Here is an 18,163-nt window from a genome sequence, read left to right as displayed (position 1 = left end):
TGGCAGCTAAGAAGTTAGAATAAGCAAAGTACATTACTCGCCGATTGCCATGAAGTAAACTCAGGAAAATAAGAATTTAGACAGCAAATAGCACGGTTTCACTGTAGCCTTGTGTGTAATGGCGTAAATAAAACTTATAATCAGGATTCGCACGTTTGATCATTAGCGGGATATCAATAATATCTTCAACCCTGTGATAAACACTTACCGCCAACTTAGGCTTATGCTCAACAAGTAATTTATTCATCCCTCGAATAACGGATTGTTCAGCACCCTCTACATCCATTTTGACGTACTCTGGGATAATACTGTGCTTACGGTAAAAATCATCAAGACTGATTTGATTAACTTCAACCGTGCCATTCAAGGCATCTATTCCCTTAAGCTCCTCTTGTGCTTCTCTAGATTCCTCACTTGCCGTTTGTTTATCCAAATCAAGTACCTTTGAAGACGTGCCGCCTACACAAAACCTAACCGTTTGAGTATTCTCTCCTACAGCAACAGGTACGAGATGTATTCGTTCATTGTCACCGGCAAACTTATCAAGCTTGCTTACTTGTTCAGGAATTGGCTCAAATAAGTAGCTTTCGCCCGTTTGACATCGTTGTAAAAACCTACGCGTATCCGTGCCATCAAATGCTCCTAAATCAAAGAACACACCATGCTCACGAAATGGTAAAATAAAAGACTCCATATACATATTACTAATATCAAATGTAAAGCCTTTCATGTTAGCCAAATCATAGGAGTTTCTGAACGCGACGACGGCATCAAAAGTTTCTTTTGACTGCTCATCTTCAAGGAGGTTTTTTACTGTTTGGTAGCGAGTTAGATTAGCTTGCCAATGTGCTTTTGCCCCATGCCAAAACTCAATCTTAGGGCATGACAACCCAGAAAAACGGAAAAAGCTATAATAATCAATGTGTTCAAAATCGTTGTCAGTAAGTAACTTTGCAACCTCAATAGGCCTGCTATTGGTTACCGCGGATAGCACAAGAGAGTTGGGCGAAACATCTGCTAATTTTTGACAAGGCAACCCAGCAAAGTCTGAATGAGGATAAAAGTTATCGATAATGCCAGTAAGTTTGATGTTACATTGACGACAAAGCTGAACTAAGGCTTTTGCTTCAGAGGTCGTACCGAAGATATACTTTTGTTCATCATTATGTAAAAAACGATCTATTAGCTCATGAATCATTTAAAGCTCAATTCCTGGTGTTTGGTACGCTAATTTAATATTATTTCTCAATAACTTACCTAATTTATTTCGCTCTAAGCGTTCAACCTGAAGAATATACTTAGGTTGCTGATAGTCGGTTAGTTGCTCAAAACAAAGCTTGCGAAGTTCCATCTCGTCAATGCACATCGTTTCATCTAGCGTTTCAAAAACCACTTTAATCATCTCCCCGAACTTTTTATCGGGAACACCGAACGCTACACACTCACTAACCAAAGGGTGAGTTTTGATAACTGATTCTATGTCGCTTGGATAAACGTTTATACCGCCAGAAGAGATAACTTCTTTTTTCCTGCCCATATAGTATAAGTACCCAGCCTCATCAAGATAACCTAAATCACCAGTATAAAAGTAACCTTGCTCGTCCAAACTTTCTGCAGTTTGCTGAGGAAGATTGTAATACCCTTTGAAACAAGTTGAAGAGCGGCACACAATTTCCCCTACCTGACCCGCAGGCAACTCTTTTCGCTGCTCATCAATCACTTTAAGCTCAACGAAAGGCAGCGCTTTACCAACACTGGTAAGTGGTTGATTTTCTCCTGTAACATCAAAATCAGTGACAACACCAAGCTCCGACGCACCGTAACACTCATGAAATTGGCAATCTAACTTATCAAGCAGCAATCGTTTGTCTTCGGCTGATAGCGTTGCTGACGATGAAACAATCACTCGCAAAGAGCTTAGCTTTGCTTTGTCCAACTCAGGTAATAAAGCCGTTAACTGACTGGCAACAGCAAAAAGAAAGGATACTTGTTGTTGCTCTACAGCTAATAACCAAGCAGGCACAGAAAATTTTGGCAGAAGCACTGCGCTTGCGCCAAGCATAAGCGGCATTAACACTGAGCGCTGGGCTAAAGAGTGATACATCGGCGTAGCCACTAGAACGACATCCTCAGCGCTTAGCTGGTAATAATCAACCGTCGCTCTAAACGCACGATTTATCTTCGTTTGTTGACTAAATACGATAGGTTTTGGTGCACCTGTCGAACCAGAAGTCAACGTATAAATAAAATCGTCATCAGCAGATACCTCATCATTACCCAAAAGAGGCTTTATGTCGCTTTCCATTAGTTCAGTAAAGCTATGCTCGTTTGCCGCTTTACTGCCAATCGTCACTAAATGCTTGCTTGAGATTAGCGACTGAGAAAGCAATAGCTTGCTAATATGTTGCCAAGCAATAACGTAGTCGCAGTCAATTGTTGTTAGTGCTGTCGCTAAAGCTTTCCCCTTCAATGTCAGTGGCAGTGGCGCTATCGCGGCCCCCAATTTAGCAACTGCTAACAGTGTAATGACAAACTCATTATTGTTGCCACAAAACAATGCAAGCTTGCTACCTCTCCTTACCCCAATTGAAAGCAAACCATTAGCAAAAGCATCGACGTCCTCTAGCAAGGATTGATAACTTCTGGTTTGGTCTTGGTACGTGATTGCGGTTTTCTGCGGGGTGTTTAGTCGATGTTGATTAACTAACTGATAAATAGTATTCAAAGACGAATATCCTTACAGGCAAGGCTAACATAGTTAAATTGTGTTGTTGTTGCGCAAGGAAATAGTACTTTTGTTGCCGCTATCGCTCGCTCGCAGGTGGTCTCTTCAAATCCCATATACTGATTAAGTAGGTTCACAAACTTGTTCTGTTTATGAATAACGGCCAACCAAGTTGCCGTGCTCTCAGCCCTGCTGCGAGATAACTGCCACTTTAATGCCAGCATTGCCAAATTAAACGGCACTTCTCCAGCCACGGTAAACCAGCCACCGTATAAGTATTCCTGCCCATTAATTTGTTGTTTACTATCCCAAATATACAGCCTGTCTTGGCCGTTTTCAGACAATAAATAGGAAACGCGCTCAGTGGTAAACCACCAATGATAATGAGACAGTCGCGGTATTTCCTCATTAATTGTCATACGCTGGGCATTAACAGGTAGGTTTCGGGCATTCAAGTATCGATTAATATCTTGATCTTCAACCTGCCTGATCGCAATTTTTTCAGTCAAATACTCCTTACCACAATCTGTAGCTGCTTGTTCATTAGTATTTTCTACTTGAGCTTGCAATTGCTTGGCATGATCGCGCGCCAACTCTTGTTGTGCGGACTTTGGCGCTAGCAAGATATCAGCTAATCTTTCAGCTCCGCAGCCATCTAAGGTCAATTTTGCCGATTTTCGAAGTGTTTTCACTCTGGGTAATTGCTCTAACACCAACTGAGTAAGAGCGGCCAGCTTTTCACCTTGCGCAGCGTTATAGCTATCTAAATGAAAATAGTGGCCGAGATCTTCAAGCGCCAAAATATCATTTTCTTGATTTTTAGCGATGCTAAAAGTTATCGCAGGTAACTGACAAGCAGCCAGTTCATACAAAGACGTACCGAGCGCCCCAACGAACAGATCAGCCTCTTCGTAATAGGGAAGTAGCGACTTGGGTTGATTGATTAACGTTAGATTCGTATGTTCAGCAGCAATACGCTCAACAGACTGCAGATTAATGACTTGAGGGCCAACAACCAAATTAATTTTTAACGCAGATTGTCGCTTTAACAAATGACAAATAAATGGCTCTACCAGCGATAAATCGCCACCACCACCCAGTGAAATCAACAGGCAATGACTTTTGCTAGCATTTTGCTTGAATGTCTGGTCGAAAGTTTGCTCACTGCTAACACCGCGACTTTTAGAGATGAGGTTATGTGAGCGATAATCTGGCGCTAATAAAGCAAATGTAGGCCCTAAATATCGTTGGCATTCATCAGCTAACTTGCCTTGATAACGTTCATCGGTGCGCTGACCACACCACTTCATATCAAATAGCTGATGGCAAAAATGCTCTCGAGCTAAGTCATCAAAAACAGTAATATTGACTTGCTTGTCGATTGCCTGCTCGTATTCAATACCCAACTGATAGCTGTCAATGATCAGCTGCTGACATTGATGCTTTGCTAGTATTTCATTACTAAAAAAAGCATCCGAATGTTGGCTATAGTCACTTTGTTGTGTGTCGATAAAATATATCTGCTCAGCAACATCTTTAATGTGCTGCCAACTTTCTTGTTCACACTCATCTAGAATAAAAATAACCTGACAGTCGCGCTGAGTAAGTGAATGGGCTAACCACTTCATTCGCATTAGGTGGCCGATGCCTTGCTGGCTAGCCACTCTGATTGCAAAGTTTATCATTGAGCCTTAGCCAATAGCGTTTTCACTAAACCACAGACATCAGCATTAGCTTCGTCACTGATTTCTTCCGGCGTTAATTTAATACCAAAACTCATTTCTAACTGAATAAACATGGTTAATAGTTCAAAGGAGTCCAATAGGCCTGATGCCATAAAGTTAAAGCTCTCTATCTCATCTAGCGAACTGTCTATGCCGCGCTCGCCGAGAAAATCAATAAAAAATGATTGTAATGATAGTGTAGATATCACGAAAGTGCCCTTGATAACCAAATCGAGATTTATATAAAGTCTTGCCAGTCTAACTGAGTGCCACGCGCTAAATCTCTGACCGCGCTGCGCCCTATCGCATGATGAATGTCTTTTGGCATCATGCTGCCGCCGCCTGGTCGTAGGTTAGCGACATTGTCTGCGGTTAAGCACTCGCCTGCTCTAACGTTTTTTGTTACGTATAAACAACGCCGATGCGGTGATGATGCAATAGGGTAATGAATTTTACCCAGTGCTTTTTCCACTTGCCTTACACCAACCACCAATTCAGATAACTCATCCGGGGTCATGGAAAAAAAGCTATCAGCCGTATCATCATCTTTACTCATCACAAAGTGTTTCTCAATGACCTGAGCGCCGCATGCAACAGAAGCAATCGGCACACTATTGCCTAATGTGTGATCAGAAAGACCAACAGGACAACCAAATGAGTCAGCTAGATGATTGATCGTTCTTAGATTAATACTCTCCGGTGGCGCTGGGTAGCTACTTGTGCATTTTAACAAGCACAACTCCTTAACACCTGCACGTTGAGCAACAGCTACCGCCTCTGTGATTTCATTAAGCGTTGCGCCTCCGGTTGACATAATCATGGGCTTACCTGTTTTCGCTGTATATTCAATTAATTGATGGTCTATCAATTCTGGAGAAGCGATTTTATAAGCCGGAGCATGCAACGATTCCAGTAAATCGACAGCGCTGTTGTCAAACGGCGAAGAAAAGCACGTAAGACCAAGTTTGTTTGCAAGTTCAAATAGTGGTGCATGAAAGTCCCAAGGCATATGAGCGCCTTTGTATAGATCATGTAAATATTGACCTTGCCATGCCCCCTGAGCTTCAAAGTGAGGAAGCTTGCAATCAAGTGTCAGCGTATCAGCCGTGTATGTTTGTAACTTTATCGCATCAGCCCCTGCCTCTTTAGCCGCATGTACCAGCTCTTTAGCCTTGTTTAAGTCTTGTCCATGGTTGGCAGACATTTCTGCAATAATATATGTTGGCTGATTGGGGCCAATGGGGCGACCCGCTATGGTGATTTCAGCATTAAATGTCACAACAACTCCTAAACTCAACAGCGCTTACTAACTTTGCTGGTATTAGCAAGAAAACTAATTTTTTCATAGAACTATGTTTCACACAACTAATGGAATCCATTCGCTGTAAAGACAACAAACAAAGTACAGCAAGAATCATGCGCAAACCTATAAAGTTCGACTTAAGCTGCTAGTGACCAAGGCACAGTTAGTGTAAAGTCTGCAAGACTTAAGGATTTTCACGCTAATTAAAACGAATAATGCCAGATTATAACTCTTTGCCTTGCTCTCAAACACCAGAATCATTGGACGAGAATAACGCTTTGCAATCACTGCAAATAATTATTCAAGCGCGAATGACATCAACTCGGCTACCCGAAAAAGTGATGATGAAAATGGCCAATAAGCCGATGCTTCAGTGGCTTATTGAGCGTTTAATACCGTTAAAGCAGCATATTATTGTTGCCACCACCAATGATGGTAGCGAAGCCCCTATTATAGCGCTTTGTCAAAAGCTTGGCGTTGGCTATTTTAAAGGGAGTACAGATGATGTACTCTGTCGTTATTACTTGGCTGCCAAAGCTCATGGCGCGACAAAAGAAACCGCAGTGATGAGAATTACCAGCGATTGCCCTTTGGTTGATGTAAAGCTTGTGCAGCAGTCCGTTAGTGAATTTAACACGGGCCACTATGACATGGTGAGTTTAGGTCCTCATTCGGGTTACCCAAGGGGCCTTGATGCCTGCATCTTTGGCTTTGAGTTGCTAGAGAAAACACACTTAACTGCAACGTCAGCGGCCGACAGAGAACACGTTACGCTAGGCATGGGCAAGGTTCAAAAGATAAACAATCGAGTGTTGTATGCCGAGCGAGATCTCACACATTTTCGTTTGACTCTAGATGAGGCAGACGACTTTACCGCCATTGACCGAGTTTTTCAGTTAATGGACTACCAAACCGACTTTGACTACCCAACGCTAGAAAAAGTCTTATTGGCTCATCCAGAAATTGCTGAGATTAACCGCCATGTAGAGCAAAAGAGAGCCTAGTTGAATCACCACTAAAAGATGGTTAGGGCAAAGCCAAACCATCTTTTAAAGAGGTAAACTTAATTTAACCGAATAACCTTAATATGGTCATAGATAGATAGCTTATCTTGAGATATTAGTTTATCTACAATCTCCACAGGTGCAGCATGTTTACTACTATTAATAACGGCAACTACGTTATTTTCGACATGTGGCCAAATAAGGCGGAATTGAGCTTCATCAAAATACCAAAGCACAATTTCTTGTGTATCAAGTTTGGCAATTTCTTCCATTAGCACTTCAGCGCTATGTTCGCCCCAGTTGGACGAGTTATGCGCTAGTTGATTAAGGTGAGGAATGAGTTCAACATTTTTTTCTAACTCTGCAAGTGCTATTGGTTCATGCGAAAAATAATGCAAGTCACCACAACTCACTTTACTGAGTGATGGAAGTTGCTTTTTAAGTGACTCAATTATCTTTTCAGCACATTCACCAATTAGAATAAGGTCATGGTTGGCCAGTTCCGCATAAACTTCATTTTCAATTGCTGACCACTCTACTGCGCTGTCTGTTCGAAATATAACTAATCCATTGGCTCCAACTAATTTGGATGCCAACCGATTATCAGCTTCTAAACTATGATTTACCAACACAGCTTGACCTTTGTGCCCCATTCCTGGTGTAGTCAAGTTATAGACCATATGATCAGGCCCCCACTCACCGCCACCAGAAAGCCAATGATCAGCTCCAACGCTATTAAGGTGCTCAAATAAGAAATGCATTAAGTAGTAACTAAATCCATTAGTACAACCAAACTCCTTAAAACGCAGGATATTTCGATTTTTAACGATATTAAACACGCTTACTAAATGATGAATCTCTCCTACAGAGAGCTCTTCCTCAACATAGTCACAAAACCAAGTAAAAAAAGATTGAAAGCGAGATAATTCAATTTCTGGTAAAAGTTTTTCAAGCTCGTTTTTAGAAACGACAGTTGCTCCATTTGAAACGACTTTTGGCTCCGCCTTTGAACACTCCAGCTCTACCAACCCTGCTCCCCAATCATTGCCGTTAGCGTTGAATGATTGTGAAAGTAAACGGGGAGCAATCTTTTTCATCACGGTGTTTCTCGTGCCCGCAAAATGAAAATGCTCCATATCAAACACGGTAACACCTTCTGAATGAAGATCTACACTTTGATAGCGTGACAAGGCACGCATAGTGTATTCAACATCATTCCATCCCCAGTATGGGTCCAGAGCTTCAAACAAGCCGGTAGATTCATGAAGCATTTCTTGAGGAAAAACAAATAACCCTGCATTACCAGTTAGAAATGAACCTCTTCCTGGCTCTTTTGCTAACTGCCATGAATTACGCTCTAAGTAACCTTGCCACTCAAGCACACAAGGTTGTGCCAATACCCACTGTGCAGGTAAACGAAATCGACCACAGACAATAAGGCGCTGTTGATAATCGCTTTTTTCAGCTTGTTTAAAAAGCGCCTCTAATGCTCTTGCTGGAACTAAAATTTCTGCACCAGAGATTGAGACCAACTTTCCTTTGGCTCTTCGCAATGCGATATTAGCACCTATATTCCCCGGTAATGCGTTACTTTTATATCGACTTGTTATCTCTTGTGAAACATAAATAAAGCGAGTTATTTGAGCGCCAGCTTGGCTTAACGACAGTGCATGCACAAGCTTTTCATCACTTCCCCAGTCTGCCACTACAATTTCAAGCTCATTTAATTTTCCGAGCTCCTGAGCAGCATTAGCCAAAAAATTAATGGTCGTTGACATTCGATACAGAAAGTCTGGTGTATAGTTGTCATTCCTTCCCCAAAAGCAAAAGGAAAGAACTGGTTGTATATCTTTCATGGGTAACTAGTACTTAGAGTTATATATGACTTGCGTGCCGCCAAAGTCAAAATTAAATGGCACGTGTAAAAGGTTATGAAGTGCTTTTTTTACGGTTTCTTGCTTTTCTGGAGGGACAAACAACATAAAAAAGCCTCCGCCGCCAGCACCACAAAGTTTACCACCTATCGCGCCTGCAGCACGTGCCTTCTCATAATATCCATCGATCTCAGGATTTGTTATTTTCTCAGTTAAGGTTCGCTTAATTTGCCAACTGTCATGCATGAGTTCGCCAAATTGATCTAACGAATTTGACTCGTTAACCAAAATTTCTATCGCTTGTTCAACCATCGCTCGCATTGAAGATAGCTCACTCGTCAATGCCGGTGTTTTCTCGATTTGTGTCTTCGCAATAGTATCTGACACTCTTGAAAAACGCGTAAAGAAAAGCATCAAGTGGTTTTCTAAAGCAACCCTTCTGTGACGTTGAATTGCAACAGGAGAAACCAAAGGCTGCATGTTCTTTTTAAATGTGATTTTATTAAAACCGCCATAAGAAGCTGCTGTTTGGTCTTGTGAGCCTACATTTTCCTCTAGCATTGCTTGCTCGACATGCAACGCCCCTTGACACAATTCGCTCTTCGATACTTTTTCATCTCGATAGGCATGTAGTGCATTGAGTAAGCCAACCGTAAAAGATGAGCTAGAACCAATCCCTGACATCGCTGGAATATCGCTGGTATGCAATACTTCAAGCCCTTCTTGCACTTCCATATGCTGTAAACATGCCCTGACTGATGGGTGATTAATGTCAAGAATACTGTTGGTTTCTTCTCTTTTTGTATATCTAATTCGATACTTGTGATCAAAAAATGGCGGTAATTCTCTTACCGTGATATAGCAAAATTTATCAATTGAAGTGCTAAGAACAGCCCCACCGTGCTCATCGTAAAACGCAGGAAAATCAGATCCACCACCAAAAAAAGAAACACGAAATGGCGTTCGAGTGATGATCATAGCGAGCCCCTATACCAAGCTAGTGTTTTTGCAAGCCCTTCACGCATTGATACTTTTGGCTCATAACCTAGTTCGGCTTTTGCTTTATTGATATTAATCAGTCTTTTAGGGATCATTGACGGTTTTGTAGCATCATATTCAATATCAGCTTCTTGATAGCCATCAATCTCTTGCAATAAAGCCAGTAATTCTCTTAAGCAATATCCTTGGCCGCTAGCAATATTATATTCGTTATAACCCGAACACTGCTTAGCGGCTTTGATCATCCCATCTACGACATCCCCAACATACACTAGGTCTTTAATATCTTTACCATCGCCCCAGACACTTATTGGATTGTGGCGTTCTACAACTCGTCTAATAAATGCTGGTAAAACATGTGATGTTTCCCATTCAAAGTCATCATATGGGCCATACATATTGCCGGGCCTTATCACTGTGACATCTATTGGCTTCGCAATTTTCTCAGCGTACATCTGACATATTTGCTCAGAAAAAGCTTTCATTGAAGCAACTATATGATATTTGTGGAAGTACTCTCCAGTAACATCCTCCTCACTCATTGCTTCACCAGCAACAGGATAGACAGTATTACTGCTAACAAAAACCACCTTCTTGACGCCAGATTCATAAGCAGCCTCAAGTAATAACGCATTCATAATGAGATTAGGCGTCAATAACTTAAGTGGAGAATGTTCAATTACCATCGCACCTGCAGTATATGCAGCACATACAAAAACAATATCCCTGTCTTTACACGCGGCTAAGCAATCGGCTTTATTAAGTAAGTCACACTGAAGCCACTTTACGTGCTCACTTTCAATTTGAGCGGGAGAGTTATGCAAAGTAGCGCTAACATCAAAACCTTCATCAACTAACTTTTCAACCAAATTGCTGCCCAAAAAGCCTGCACCACCAGCAACTAAAACTCTTTTATTTTCAAGCATATTCACACTCTTTTACCCAAGTCATCGCGTTGCGATAAGATAGGATCAGTAATCGGCCACCAAATATTAAAGCGCTCATCATTCCACTTATAGGTAAATTGCCCTTCTGGGTTATAGTAGGTGCTCTGCTTGTAGTGAAAAATTGCACGCTCAGACATCACTAAATGCGCATTGCCGTGCTTAGGGGGAATAAGTACTTGTTTGCAATTTTCCTCTGATAAATCCACCGCTAACCATTGGCCAAATAAAGCTGACTCCTTATCGCAGTTCACTACGACTAGTCGAAACGCTCCTTCAATACAGCTAACTAGCTTCCAAGTTTCTGCATCTCCATGAATACCCCTTAGCACATGCTTGCGAGACATCGAAAAGTCATCTTGTACAAAATCAACATCGATACCATTTTTTTGGTACAGTTCTCGATTATAAGACTCTAAATAAGTCCCTCGAAAATCCTCAAATCTTTCTAATTCAATGATTTTTACGCCAGGTAATTTCGTCTCAACTACTTTCATTATTTATTTTCTTCCGCAAAGTAATTTTTCTTATTCAAGTACTCTTCTCTATTTTGCAAAAACCATTCCCAAGTTTCTTTTAAACCTTCAACTAAGCTTGTTTTGTGTTCATAGCCTACCAATGATTCAGCAAGCGATATATCCATTACCCGCTTTGGAAAGCCACTAGGTTTGCTAGAATCAAATTCATAGTTAAATTCAATAAAACTGTTTAAGGCTTGCACTAACTCTTTAATCGTATAGCCAATACCGCTACCCAAGTTGATAAACGGTTGGTCTCCTGTACCTTTTATTAGTGTTTGAATAATGCCAATGGCAACATCTCTGCTATATGCAAAATCACGAACTGCAGTACCATCCCCCCAAATGCTTACAGGATCTTCTTTATTTGCGATTCGGTGCATTAAGGTCGGAATAACCATAGCGTTTTCAGGATCAAAGTTATCGCCAGGTCCATAAACATTGCATGGCCTCACAACAGAATAATGTTCCAAGCCATACTGTTCGCGATATGACTGTATTTGAAGTTCAGCCATGCGTTTTGCCCAGCCGGGGTAAGTATCCATGGGCTCGCCGTCAAATGCTTGCTCTTCTTTAAAAACTTCTGCGCTAGAGTAGGCGCCAATCGAACTTGTATAAATCAACTTTTCGACATTAGCTTGGCGAGCGCTTTCCAATACGTTGGTATTAAACATTAACAGCGGCACAAAGAAACTCGCTGGATACTGTTTTGTCACTTGTATTGAGCCTTTAATACCAGCCAAGTGGAAGACATAATCGATACCTGACATAACTTTTACACATGAAGTAAAATCAGTTAAATCAAGTACTAAGTGCTCTGCTCGTTCATCAACAATCAACTTATCTAAAGAGACTATCGTAACCTTAGCCTGAGCATCGCAAAGTAACTTCACAACTTGGCGACCAATAAGCCCAGTTCCGCCAGTTACTAAACATTTTTTTCCCATTAATTGGTCGGAGAATTCTTGTAACAACATTTTAATTACCTATTTGGGCTGAGGTGTAGCCAAAGTATTGAGCACATCATGAAAATCGTTATTGGCGCGACGCGCGTCGACAAATGCGCCAATATGTAAATGAATTTTTTCAGGGGTTGCTTGTATATTTGAAACGAGGTCATTTAAAGCCGCTTGTTCAGCTTGTGCATCCAGCTTAGACAGTTCATCTACAAGTGTGGCAATCGCATTGATTTCAGTGCTACACGCATTAATCAGCCACGTCGCCTTCGCTAATTCTAGGGCGAAATCGAAATAACCTAGCAACAACGAAATAACAAACAGACTTTTTGATTGTCGCTCCGATTGATGTTCACTGTTGCTGAGAGAACTTAGCGGATCTTTGAAAAAGATCGCGTCAGTATAAAACGGTCGCTCCTTTGTTCCATTAGTTAATTTATTTAACTGCTTTTGCGAACGAGAGAACATTGAAGTGAAGCCATAAAAACTAAAACCAAGTGACCTCATTTGCTGCTCGACCTCAGAGAACAACTTTTGCCCCTTATAGAGCTCCGCAAATGAAACCTCACAAACGATTGCAACCGTTTGCTCTCTGATAGTTTCAGTAGCTCCAGTCAAAATTTCGTGTTCGCTTCCTTGGGTATCAAGTTTGATAAACTCTGCTACGGGGTTAACTTGGCTTTTGTTACGTTGAATTATATTGTCTAGCGTATCGACTTGCAGTGGCTCCCTACCAATTTCCCGCCATTTTTCCATCTGATAACGGTCAGTCAACTGCAAATTAGGCGCTCTTAATGAATGATTTGTTGGAGCGGACATTAGCACTAACTCAGCACTTCCTCTTTCATCAGATAATGCCGAGGCTTCAAGCGTGAAGCTTGCCCAAGGAGCTGTAACTTCCTCTATAGCCTGTAGTCTTAGACACTCTTTTTTATCTGGCTCAAAAGCCAGTACAGCCGTGTACATAGCAAAAGGCTCGACAAGTTCATGCACACCGCCTCTTGCACCGACATCAATAAAACCTAATGGTGTTTGTTCAAACTCATGTAACAAAGAGGTTTTTTTAAAAGACAGGTGTTTAGCGATTGAATTAAGTAACATAATTTGAACTTTGATTTTTCGGAGTTATAAAGAAATTTCTACACGTTTGGCGTCTCTGCCAGGCCTAAATGCTTCACCTTGTAATATATAAGTGTTCAACAATACATGACGCCATCTATCTTTTGAGGCGTTGGTGTTTGACGCATGAACAACATCACCATGAATAAAAAGAACAGCCCCTTTAGGAACAGATACGTGAATTGGGTTAACCTCAACTGGCAAAGAAACTTCTGTTCTGTAAGCATTCGGATCTTGTGCAGATAAACTTTTTAAATTGGTTTCTACAACAGGCAACGTGCCCATTTTATGGGTACCTGGGTATACAACTAACCCGCCATTTTCTTGGCATGTGTCTTCAAGGGCAAGCCATGCGGATGCAAAAGCTCCATGACGTGCCTGAACAAAGTGATTATCTTGATGGGGTGTAAACCCTCTAGTGCCAGGTTTCATGAAAAAAAACTGGCTTTGTAACCCAGCAATATTTCCCGCTAACAACGCAGACATAATTGCCGTTATTTGCGGGTTTTTCATATAATGGAGAAACTGCTCATTTTCTCGGTGTGGCATCATTACAGGAGCAAAATTGCCACTTTTTGCGCAGGCAAGTTGATGAGCAAGCAATTGAATTTCATCACACACATCATCGGAAATCACCCCGTATTCAATATGATAACCGTATTCAGAATAAAAATTGAGAACCGAATCAGGCTTTTTAAAAAATGATAACTGCTTTTTCACGAATGAGATCCCGAAATTTAACGTGCGGCTGTGACAGGTACTATTGTTCCTGAAATATAACTAGCTGCTTGAGAAAGCAGCCAAACAACAGTATTTGCTACCTCATCCGGTTTAGCTAACCGACCAATAGGTAGACTATCGTCACTTATATTGTGTTTGTTGCCTGACTCCTCACTCGCTACTGGACCTGGGCTAACTGTGTTGATACGTATGCCATCTTTAATCACTTCTCTAGCAACACCTGTGACATAAGAGTTTAAAGCACCTTTTGATGCAGCATAATGCGCTAATAGGTGCCCCCCATAAATGGCAGCCTGTGACGAGATATTAACAATTGCACCCTCGCCATTAATTTTCATATCGGGTAATGCTTCACCGATGCAATTAACAGCGCCAAAAAAATTCACAGCCATCACTTTTTCAATCAATTTGGCGCTGTGCTGATAGGCAGAAGCACGGCCTCCATCAATCGCAGCATTGTTAACTAAAGCCTCAACGGTTCCCCATTGACCACGAATGAAATTAAACATTTGAGTAACGTCATGAGCGTTTGCCAAATCAGCTTTAACAACCAAGGTTGTAGCCCCTTTGTTGGCGAGCTCCTTAGCCAAATTCTTTATTGAGTCACTATTTTCGAAGTAGTGTAAAGCTAAGCGATAATTTCCAGTGTCAGCTAACTGGTGCGCAATGTGGCTGCCAATATTACCGCTGGCTCCGGTTATTAATACTGTTTTAAGGCTCATCTATCACTCTACAATGGGTTATTTTTTTAATTAGATATGCACCTGGATTACTGCACCAATCGAATCTTTTGAGTTCAATATTTTGACCAGCAAAAAACTCATCTACAGCCTTAGCTTCTCCCTCCCAAGGTGGAATTCCATATTCATCAAATGCCACTACGCCACCTGGCACAACTAACGGCCACAAAGACTCTAGAGCCGTTAGTGTTGGACGATATAGATCAACATCAAAGTGTAATAGGCTAATTCGCATACCTGGATTTTCGTTAACATATTGAGGGACGGTTTGCTCAATATCACCTTTAACTAGGTGTACTCTTTTCTTGTATGGGATAAAGCGGTCTTGATCAAATATATCAATCGCATCAATAAGAGGCTCTTCAAATGAGCTCGAGTCAAATCCTCCAATTTGTTTTTGTGCATCAGCACAAGCGGCGCCATCTTTTTCATCTAACTCGCCAAATCCCTTGAAGTTGTCAAAACCAACCACTTTTTTATGGCGATCTCCCATATTGCGAATTTCCATAAAGTTAGCCCAAGACATCAATGAAGCACCTTTAAATACTCCTAGTTCAACAATATCACCGGGCAAGTGAACTGTTTTTTGAAACAATTCATAATGCGCCAAAAACCTCTTTAGTGTGGTTCTACGCGTGTATATTGGAAAGTTTTTCCATACATCATTATGTGAAACATCGTATTTTTCAAAATGCTCGACGAGCCGAGTTTCAACTTCATCATCTGCTTGCCAAATCTTGCGGCCATTATCGATTTTATCTTGCGAATTTGTGGTCATTATTCTTCCTCGGGTAAACAAACGAACTGATGAGTATCAATATCAAAATAATCCTTACCAGCAACCCGATTGTTTTGCGTAACTAACCTGAATTCGAGTGAGCGTCGTTCGACTATTTTATTAGGTGGTGTGTAGGTCTGATGCGGAACTAGCGCACCAAAAACTAGTGCATCACCAAGATTTAAATCAAAAGTCACCGTATCATCAAACTGAAAATTGGTAATTCCCGCACCGAATTTACCGCTGGCTTGATGCTCAATTGCATTATGTTGATAGTCTTTTGCAAACCGAATGGTAGAGTGCAGTTCCGGTTCATCTTCTATTGGTATAAAGCAGGTAATCAAGTGTTCATGTGGCTTTGGCATTAGACGGCCAAATGCAATGTCTTGATGCCAAGGAACATAATGAGATTGCTCTGACATTTGCCTAACTTGTGGTGGATAAATAACATATTTAAAGTCTCCTAGTAACTCTCGCCCTTTAGGCGTCAAGCTTTTCCACGCATCAAACCAAACCTTGTTTAATCGAACTTCAACTGTTTTTTCACCACGACTAACCGCCGCCAGATCTTTTTTATCTGTTGCTAGCTCTGTTTGAGACAATTGAGCTAATTTTTCACGTAGGCTAACCAATACGTTTTTTGGAAAAATGCCCTCGGCATGCTCATATTTTAATAACCCATCCGCTTCGTTAAACCGGCACAAAGCTTTTTTACTTGCTGTCATATCTCTTCATTCTCCAAACGACCAAGCTATAAGCTTCATGATACAAGCCGCCAAAACCAAGCCTTTGGTTACATAGAATTTCTATTTGGTCTTCCTGCTCCAAGCGCTTTAATTCAGAATAAAAGCCCGCCAGATAGTTGCGCTTTTTGTGGTAATCTAAAGCGACTTGGTCATATGCCTGATTCGCTTGATAGAGCTCGCTTATTGGCTCTAAGTGCACACACACTTTTGGTTTTTTATCCAATAATAGCGCCAATATCGTTTGAAAATCGGGGCCTAGTTGCTCCAATGCATGCACTGTTAATACGCCAGTATCCGAATTTACCTCAAGACTATTAGCGCCCTCGCAAGTAAACATATTAAAATTCACACCACTGAGTTTTTTACCGGTTTGGCGGGCAAGCTTTTCAACAATCTTCTGAGAAGACGTAGCCCAATCAGCGCCTTGTAGTGGCTTGTCTGGGTATAACTCACTTAATAGCAATAAGCTATTAGCGGTACCGCAGCCAAGTTCAACAATATTATTAACCGCTGAGAAATAGTGACTGAAAGCAACTTTGCGGATCAGAAGGTCCATGCGATATTCAAAGTTATTACTCTTTGCTCTTATATATTGGCCATCAAACCTGAGACGTGTATCTTTGCCAAAATATTGAGGTTTAAGTATTTCTCTTGCTATGTCTTCACTAGATGCTAACCGCTGAAAAACCTCACCCCAGCCTTTTTCCCAAACAGGGTTACTATCTTGCGTTGAAACCCTTAGCTGAGCTGAGCGATTAACTTCGGTCAACTCGTCAACAACTGCGTTTTGCTGTTCAGTAGTTAAAATCTCATACACCAAACCATCAATTTCTTCGGCACTGACTATTTGTGAAATGTCACTTTCAGTGCAGTTAAACTTTTCAGCAAACCAAGCAGATGTTATCGATTTTTGCACCATTAAAATGGCCCTTTAAACTTCTTGTAAACATCTGCCATCGATTTCTCATTGGGAATGGCAATGTCATTTCGCTCAACCAACTCAAGTATTTTTGCAATCATGACTTCTTGATTTGGGTAATATAGGTCTTCTAACGCTTTTGCCGTCGGACATGGGCTTGGCGCCATACCAATAGCAGCCATTGGCTTTTGCAGCAATCCAAAACCTTGTTGGCACATTAAACGTGCAATTTCAGCACTGACACCAAAGTTGATCCAACTGGTATCTGCTACCATTAATTTGCCAGTTTTTCTGACACTTTCAATGATTAGGCTTTCATCAATATCTGTTGGCGAGTGCAAATCAATGACCTCACAACTAATACCATAACTCGCCAAGTACTTAGCTGCTCGGATCGCTTCAAGTACCATGATAGACGTGGCAACAATAGTGACATCAGCGCCTTCTCTCACAATGTAAGAAGTTAATGCGTTTTCACCTGTACGCAGTTTATCTTCCTCTACATCAAAATTAACACCGTACAATAAGCGATGTTCAAGCGAGACAACAGGTCCACTAAAATCGTTTATGGCATAGCGATAACTTTCTAAAATAGATTGAGAAGTCGCTGGCATGATCACTTTTAATCCAGGGAAATGCGACAACATAGCTTGCGGACTTTGAGAGTGCTGTGCCCCCTGCCCCCAACTTCGACCAATAACTGCGCGAATAAAAATCGGTACATCATGGTGGCCGCCGAACATATATTTATATTTAGCCGCCATGTTCAGGACTTGATTTAATGCTAGAAAGAGAAAATCAGCTCGAATGTGTATATGTATCGGTTTTAAACCATTGAGCGCTGCACCAACACAAATACCCGTCATCCCTTCTTCACAAAGAGGGGTGTCTTGAACGCGGTATGCACCGAACTTTTCAGGTAAGCCCAAAGTCGTACCAAAGGTTCCTTTAAAGTCGTCTACACCCTGACCAAAAATTACGGCATTGTCATTTTCCGCTAAAGCATCATGCATAGCTTTAGCAAGCGAATCGACATATGAAAGGGTCGTCATAGAATTTGTAATCCTCTACTT

18 protein-coding genes are annotated in these 18,163 nt (G+C 41.3%); 1 reads left to right on the top strand and 17 read right to left on the bottom strand.

Going from position 1 to position 18,163, the window contains the following annotated elements; genetic code table 11:
• Window positions 1-76 precede the first annotated feature (76 nt).
• The 5 genes from DXX92_RS05425 to pseI are packed head-to-tail and all read right to left on the bottom strand — an operon-like array spanning window position 77 to window position 5,728.
• Window positions 77-1,198: an FkbM family methyltransferase gene (locus DXX92_RS05425; RefSeq protein WP_115999521.1), complete on the bottom strand. Its 1,122-nt coding sequence runs from the start codon at window positions 1,196-1,198 to the stop codon at window positions 77-79.
• Window positions 1,199-2,725, bottom strand: coding sequence for a class I adenylate-forming enzyme family protein (locus DXX92_RS05420; protein ID WP_115999520.1), 1,527 nt, complete (start codon window positions 2,723-2,725; stop codon window positions 1,199-1,201).
• Window positions 2,722-4,410 (bottom strand): pseudaminic acid biosynthesis protein PseG, encoded by a 1,689-nt coding sequence (locus tag DXX92_RS05415; RefSeq protein ID WP_115999519.1) that lies wholly within the window; start codon window positions 4,408-4,410, stop codon window positions 2,722-2,724. The genes DXX92_RS05420 and DXX92_RS05415 overlap by 4 nt, the downstream gene beginning before the upstream one ends.
• The gene (locus DXX92_RS05410) at window positions 4,407-4,658 is read right to left on the bottom strand and encodes a hypothetical protein (RefSeq protein ID WP_115999518.1); all 252 of its coding nucleotides are present in this window, start codon (window positions 4,656-4,658) and stop codon (window positions 4,407-4,409) included. Before DXX92_RS05410 ends, DXX92_RS05415 begins: the two co-directional genes overlap by 4 nt.
• 29 nt (window positions 4,659-4,687) lie before the next feature.
• Entirely contained in the window at window positions 4,688-5,728 is a 1,041-nt protein-coding gene (gene pseI / locus DXX92_RS05405; protein WP_115999517.1) for a pseudaminic acid synthase, read from the bottom strand.
• Between the two features lie 239 nt (window positions 5,729-5,967).
• Between pseI and DXX92_RS05400 the strand changes: the two genes are divergently transcribed.
• Window positions 5,968-6,756, top strand: a complete 789-nt coding sequence (locus tag DXX92_RS05400; RefSeq protein WP_115999516.1) for a cytidylyltransferase domain-containing protein — start codon at window positions 5,968-5,970, stop codon at window positions 6,754-6,756.
• A gap of 59 nt (window positions 6,757-6,815) precedes the next feature.
• Here the strand turns inward: DXX92_RS05400 and DXX92_RS05395 are convergent, their stop codons facing one another.
• From DXX92_RS05395 to DXX92_RS05340, 12 genes are read right to left on the bottom strand one after another with little or no spacing between them, the layout of a single operon-like run.
• A complete protein-coding gene (locus tag DXX92_RS05395) occupies window positions 6,816-8,612 on the bottom strand; it encodes a hypothetical protein (protein ID WP_147301933.1) in 1,797 nt (598 codons plus the stop codon).
• A 6-nt stretch (window positions 8,613-8,618) separates the two neighbouring features.
• On the bottom strand, window positions 8,619-9,608 hold the full coding sequence (locus DXX92_RS05390) for a kinase (protein WP_115999514.1): 990 nt from the start codon (window positions 9,606-9,608) through the stop codon (window positions 8,619-8,621).
• On the bottom strand, window positions 9,605-10,555 hold the full coding sequence (locus DXX92_RS05385; RefSeq protein ID WP_115999513.1) for an NAD-dependent epimerase/dehydratase family protein: 951 nt from the start codon (window positions 10,553-10,555) through the stop codon (window positions 9,605-9,607). The genes DXX92_RS05390 and DXX92_RS05385 overlap by 4 nt, the downstream gene beginning before the upstream one ends.
• Before the next feature lie 2 nt (window positions 10,556-10,557).
• On the bottom strand, window positions 10,558-11,070 hold the full coding sequence (locus DXX92_RS05380; protein ID WP_115999512.1) for a dTDP-4-dehydrorhamnose 3,5-epimerase family protein: 513 nt from the start codon (window positions 11,068-11,070) through the stop codon (window positions 10,558-10,560).
• Window positions 11,070-12,068: an NAD-dependent epimerase/dehydratase family protein gene (locus tag DXX92_RS05375; protein WP_115999511.1), complete on the bottom strand. Its 999-nt coding sequence runs from the start codon at window positions 12,066-12,068 to the stop codon at window positions 11,070-11,072. Before DXX92_RS05375 ends, DXX92_RS05380 begins: the two co-directional genes overlap by 1 nt.
• A gap of 9 nt (window positions 12,069-12,077) precedes the next feature.
• On the bottom strand, window positions 12,078-13,148 hold the full coding sequence (locus DXX92_RS05370) for an FkbM family methyltransferase (RefSeq protein ID WP_115999510.1): 1,071 nt from the start codon (window positions 13,146-13,148) through the stop codon (window positions 12,078-12,080).
• Window positions 13,149-13,172: 24 nt separating this feature from the next.
• Window positions 13,173-13,886, bottom strand: a complete 714-nt coding sequence (locus tag DXX92_RS05365) for a phytanoyl-CoA dioxygenase family protein (protein ID WP_115999509.1) — start codon at window positions 13,884-13,886, stop codon at window positions 13,173-13,175.
• Window positions 13,887-13,903: 17 nt separating this feature from the next.
• On the bottom strand, window positions 13,904-14,629 hold the full coding sequence (locus DXX92_RS05360) for an SDR family NAD(P)-dependent oxidoreductase (RefSeq protein ID WP_115999508.1): 726 nt from the start codon (window positions 14,627-14,629) through the stop codon (window positions 13,904-13,906).
• A complete protein-coding gene (locus DXX92_RS05355) occupies window positions 14,619-15,425 on the bottom strand; it encodes a TylF/MycF/NovP-related O-methyltransferase (protein WP_115999507.1) in 807 nt (268 codons plus the stop codon). Before DXX92_RS05355 ends, DXX92_RS05360 begins: the two co-directional genes overlap by 11 nt.
• Window positions 15,425-16,150, bottom strand: coding sequence for a phytanoyl-CoA dioxygenase family protein (locus tag DXX92_RS05350; protein ID WP_115999506.1), 726 nt, complete (start codon window positions 16,148-16,150; stop codon window positions 15,425-15,427). The genes DXX92_RS05355 and DXX92_RS05350 overlap by 1 nt, the downstream gene beginning before the upstream one ends.
• Window positions 16,137-17,090, bottom strand: coding sequence for a hypothetical protein (locus DXX92_RS05345; protein ID WP_115999505.1), 954 nt, complete (start codon window positions 17,088-17,090; stop codon window positions 16,137-16,139). The genes DXX92_RS05350 and DXX92_RS05345 overlap by 14 nt, the downstream gene beginning before the upstream one ends.
• Complete coding sequence (locus DXX92_RS05340) at window positions 17,090-18,142, bottom strand: alpha-ketoacid dehydrogenase subunit beta (protein WP_115999504.1); 1,053 nt, start codon at window positions 18,140-18,142, stop codon at window positions 17,090-17,092. The genes DXX92_RS05345 and DXX92_RS05340 overlap by 1 nt, the downstream gene beginning before the upstream one ends.
• Between the last annotated feature and the right edge of the window lie 21 nt (window positions 18,143-18,163).

The sequence above is a fragment of the Thalassotalea euphylliae genome (genome assembly GCF_003390395.1).
In the GTDB taxonomy this organism is placed as follows: domain Bacteria; phylum Pseudomonadota; class Gammaproteobacteria; order Enterobacterales; family Alteromonadaceae; genus Thalassotalea_F; species Thalassotalea_F euphylliae_C.
The sequence above is the reverse complement of the archived record's forward strand: the minus strand, read 5'-3'. Positions and strand labels throughout refer to the sequence as shown.

Coding starts and splice junctions, on each gene's coding strand:
- DXX92_RS05425 (WP_115999521.1), bottom strand. CDS start 1,198: ATGATTCATGAGCTAATAGATCGTTTTTTACATAATGATGAACAAAAG.
- DXX92_RS05415 (WP_115999519.1), bottom strand. CDS start 4,410: ATGATAAACTTTGCAATCAGAGTGGCTAGCCAGCAAGGCATCGGCCAC.
- DXX92_RS05400 (WP_115999516.1), top strand. CDS start 5,968: ATGCCAGATTATAACTCTTTGCCTTGCTCTCAAACACCAGAATCATTG.
- DXX92_RS05395 (WP_147301933.1), bottom strand. CDS start 8,612: ATGAAAGATATACAACCAGTTCTTTCCTTTTGCTTTTGGGGAAGGAAT.
- DXX92_RS05390 (WP_115999514.1), bottom strand. CDS start 9,608: ATGATCATCACTCGAACGCCATTTCGTGTTTCTTTTTTTGGTGGTGGA.
- DXX92_RS05385 (WP_115999513.1), bottom strand. CDS start 10,555: ATGCTTGAAAATAAAAGAGTTTTAGTTGCTGGTGGTGCAGGCTTTTTG.
- DXX92_RS05380 (WP_115999512.1), bottom strand. CDS start 11,070: ATGAAAGTAGTTGAGACGAAATTACCTGGCGTAAAAATCATTGAATTA.
- DXX92_RS05375 (WP_115999511.1), bottom strand. CDS start 12,068: ATGTTGTTACAAGAATTCTCCGACCAATTAATGGGAAAAAAATGTTTA.
- DXX92_RS05370 (WP_115999510.1), bottom strand. CDS start 13,148: ATGTTACTTAATTCAATCGCTAAACACCTGTCTTTTAAAAAAACCTCT.
- DXX92_RS05360 (WP_115999508.1), bottom strand. CDS start 14,629: ATGAGCCTTAAAACAGTATTAATAACCGGAGCCAGCGGTAATATTGGC.
- DXX92_RS05355 (WP_115999507.1), bottom strand. CDS start 15,425: ATGACCACAAATTCGCAAGATAAAATCGATAATGGCCGCAAGATTTGG.
- DXX92_RS05350 (WP_115999506.1), bottom strand. CDS start 16,150: ATGACAGCAAGTAAAAAAGCTTTGTGCCGGTTTAACGAAGCGGATGGG.
- DXX92_RS05345 (WP_115999505.1), bottom strand. CDS start 17,090: ATGGTGCAAAAATCGATAACATCTGCTTGGTTTGCTGAAAAGTTTAAC.
- DXX92_RS05340 (WP_115999504.1), bottom strand. CDS start 18,142: ATGACGACCCTTTCATATGTCGATTCGCTTGCTAAAGCTATGCATGAT.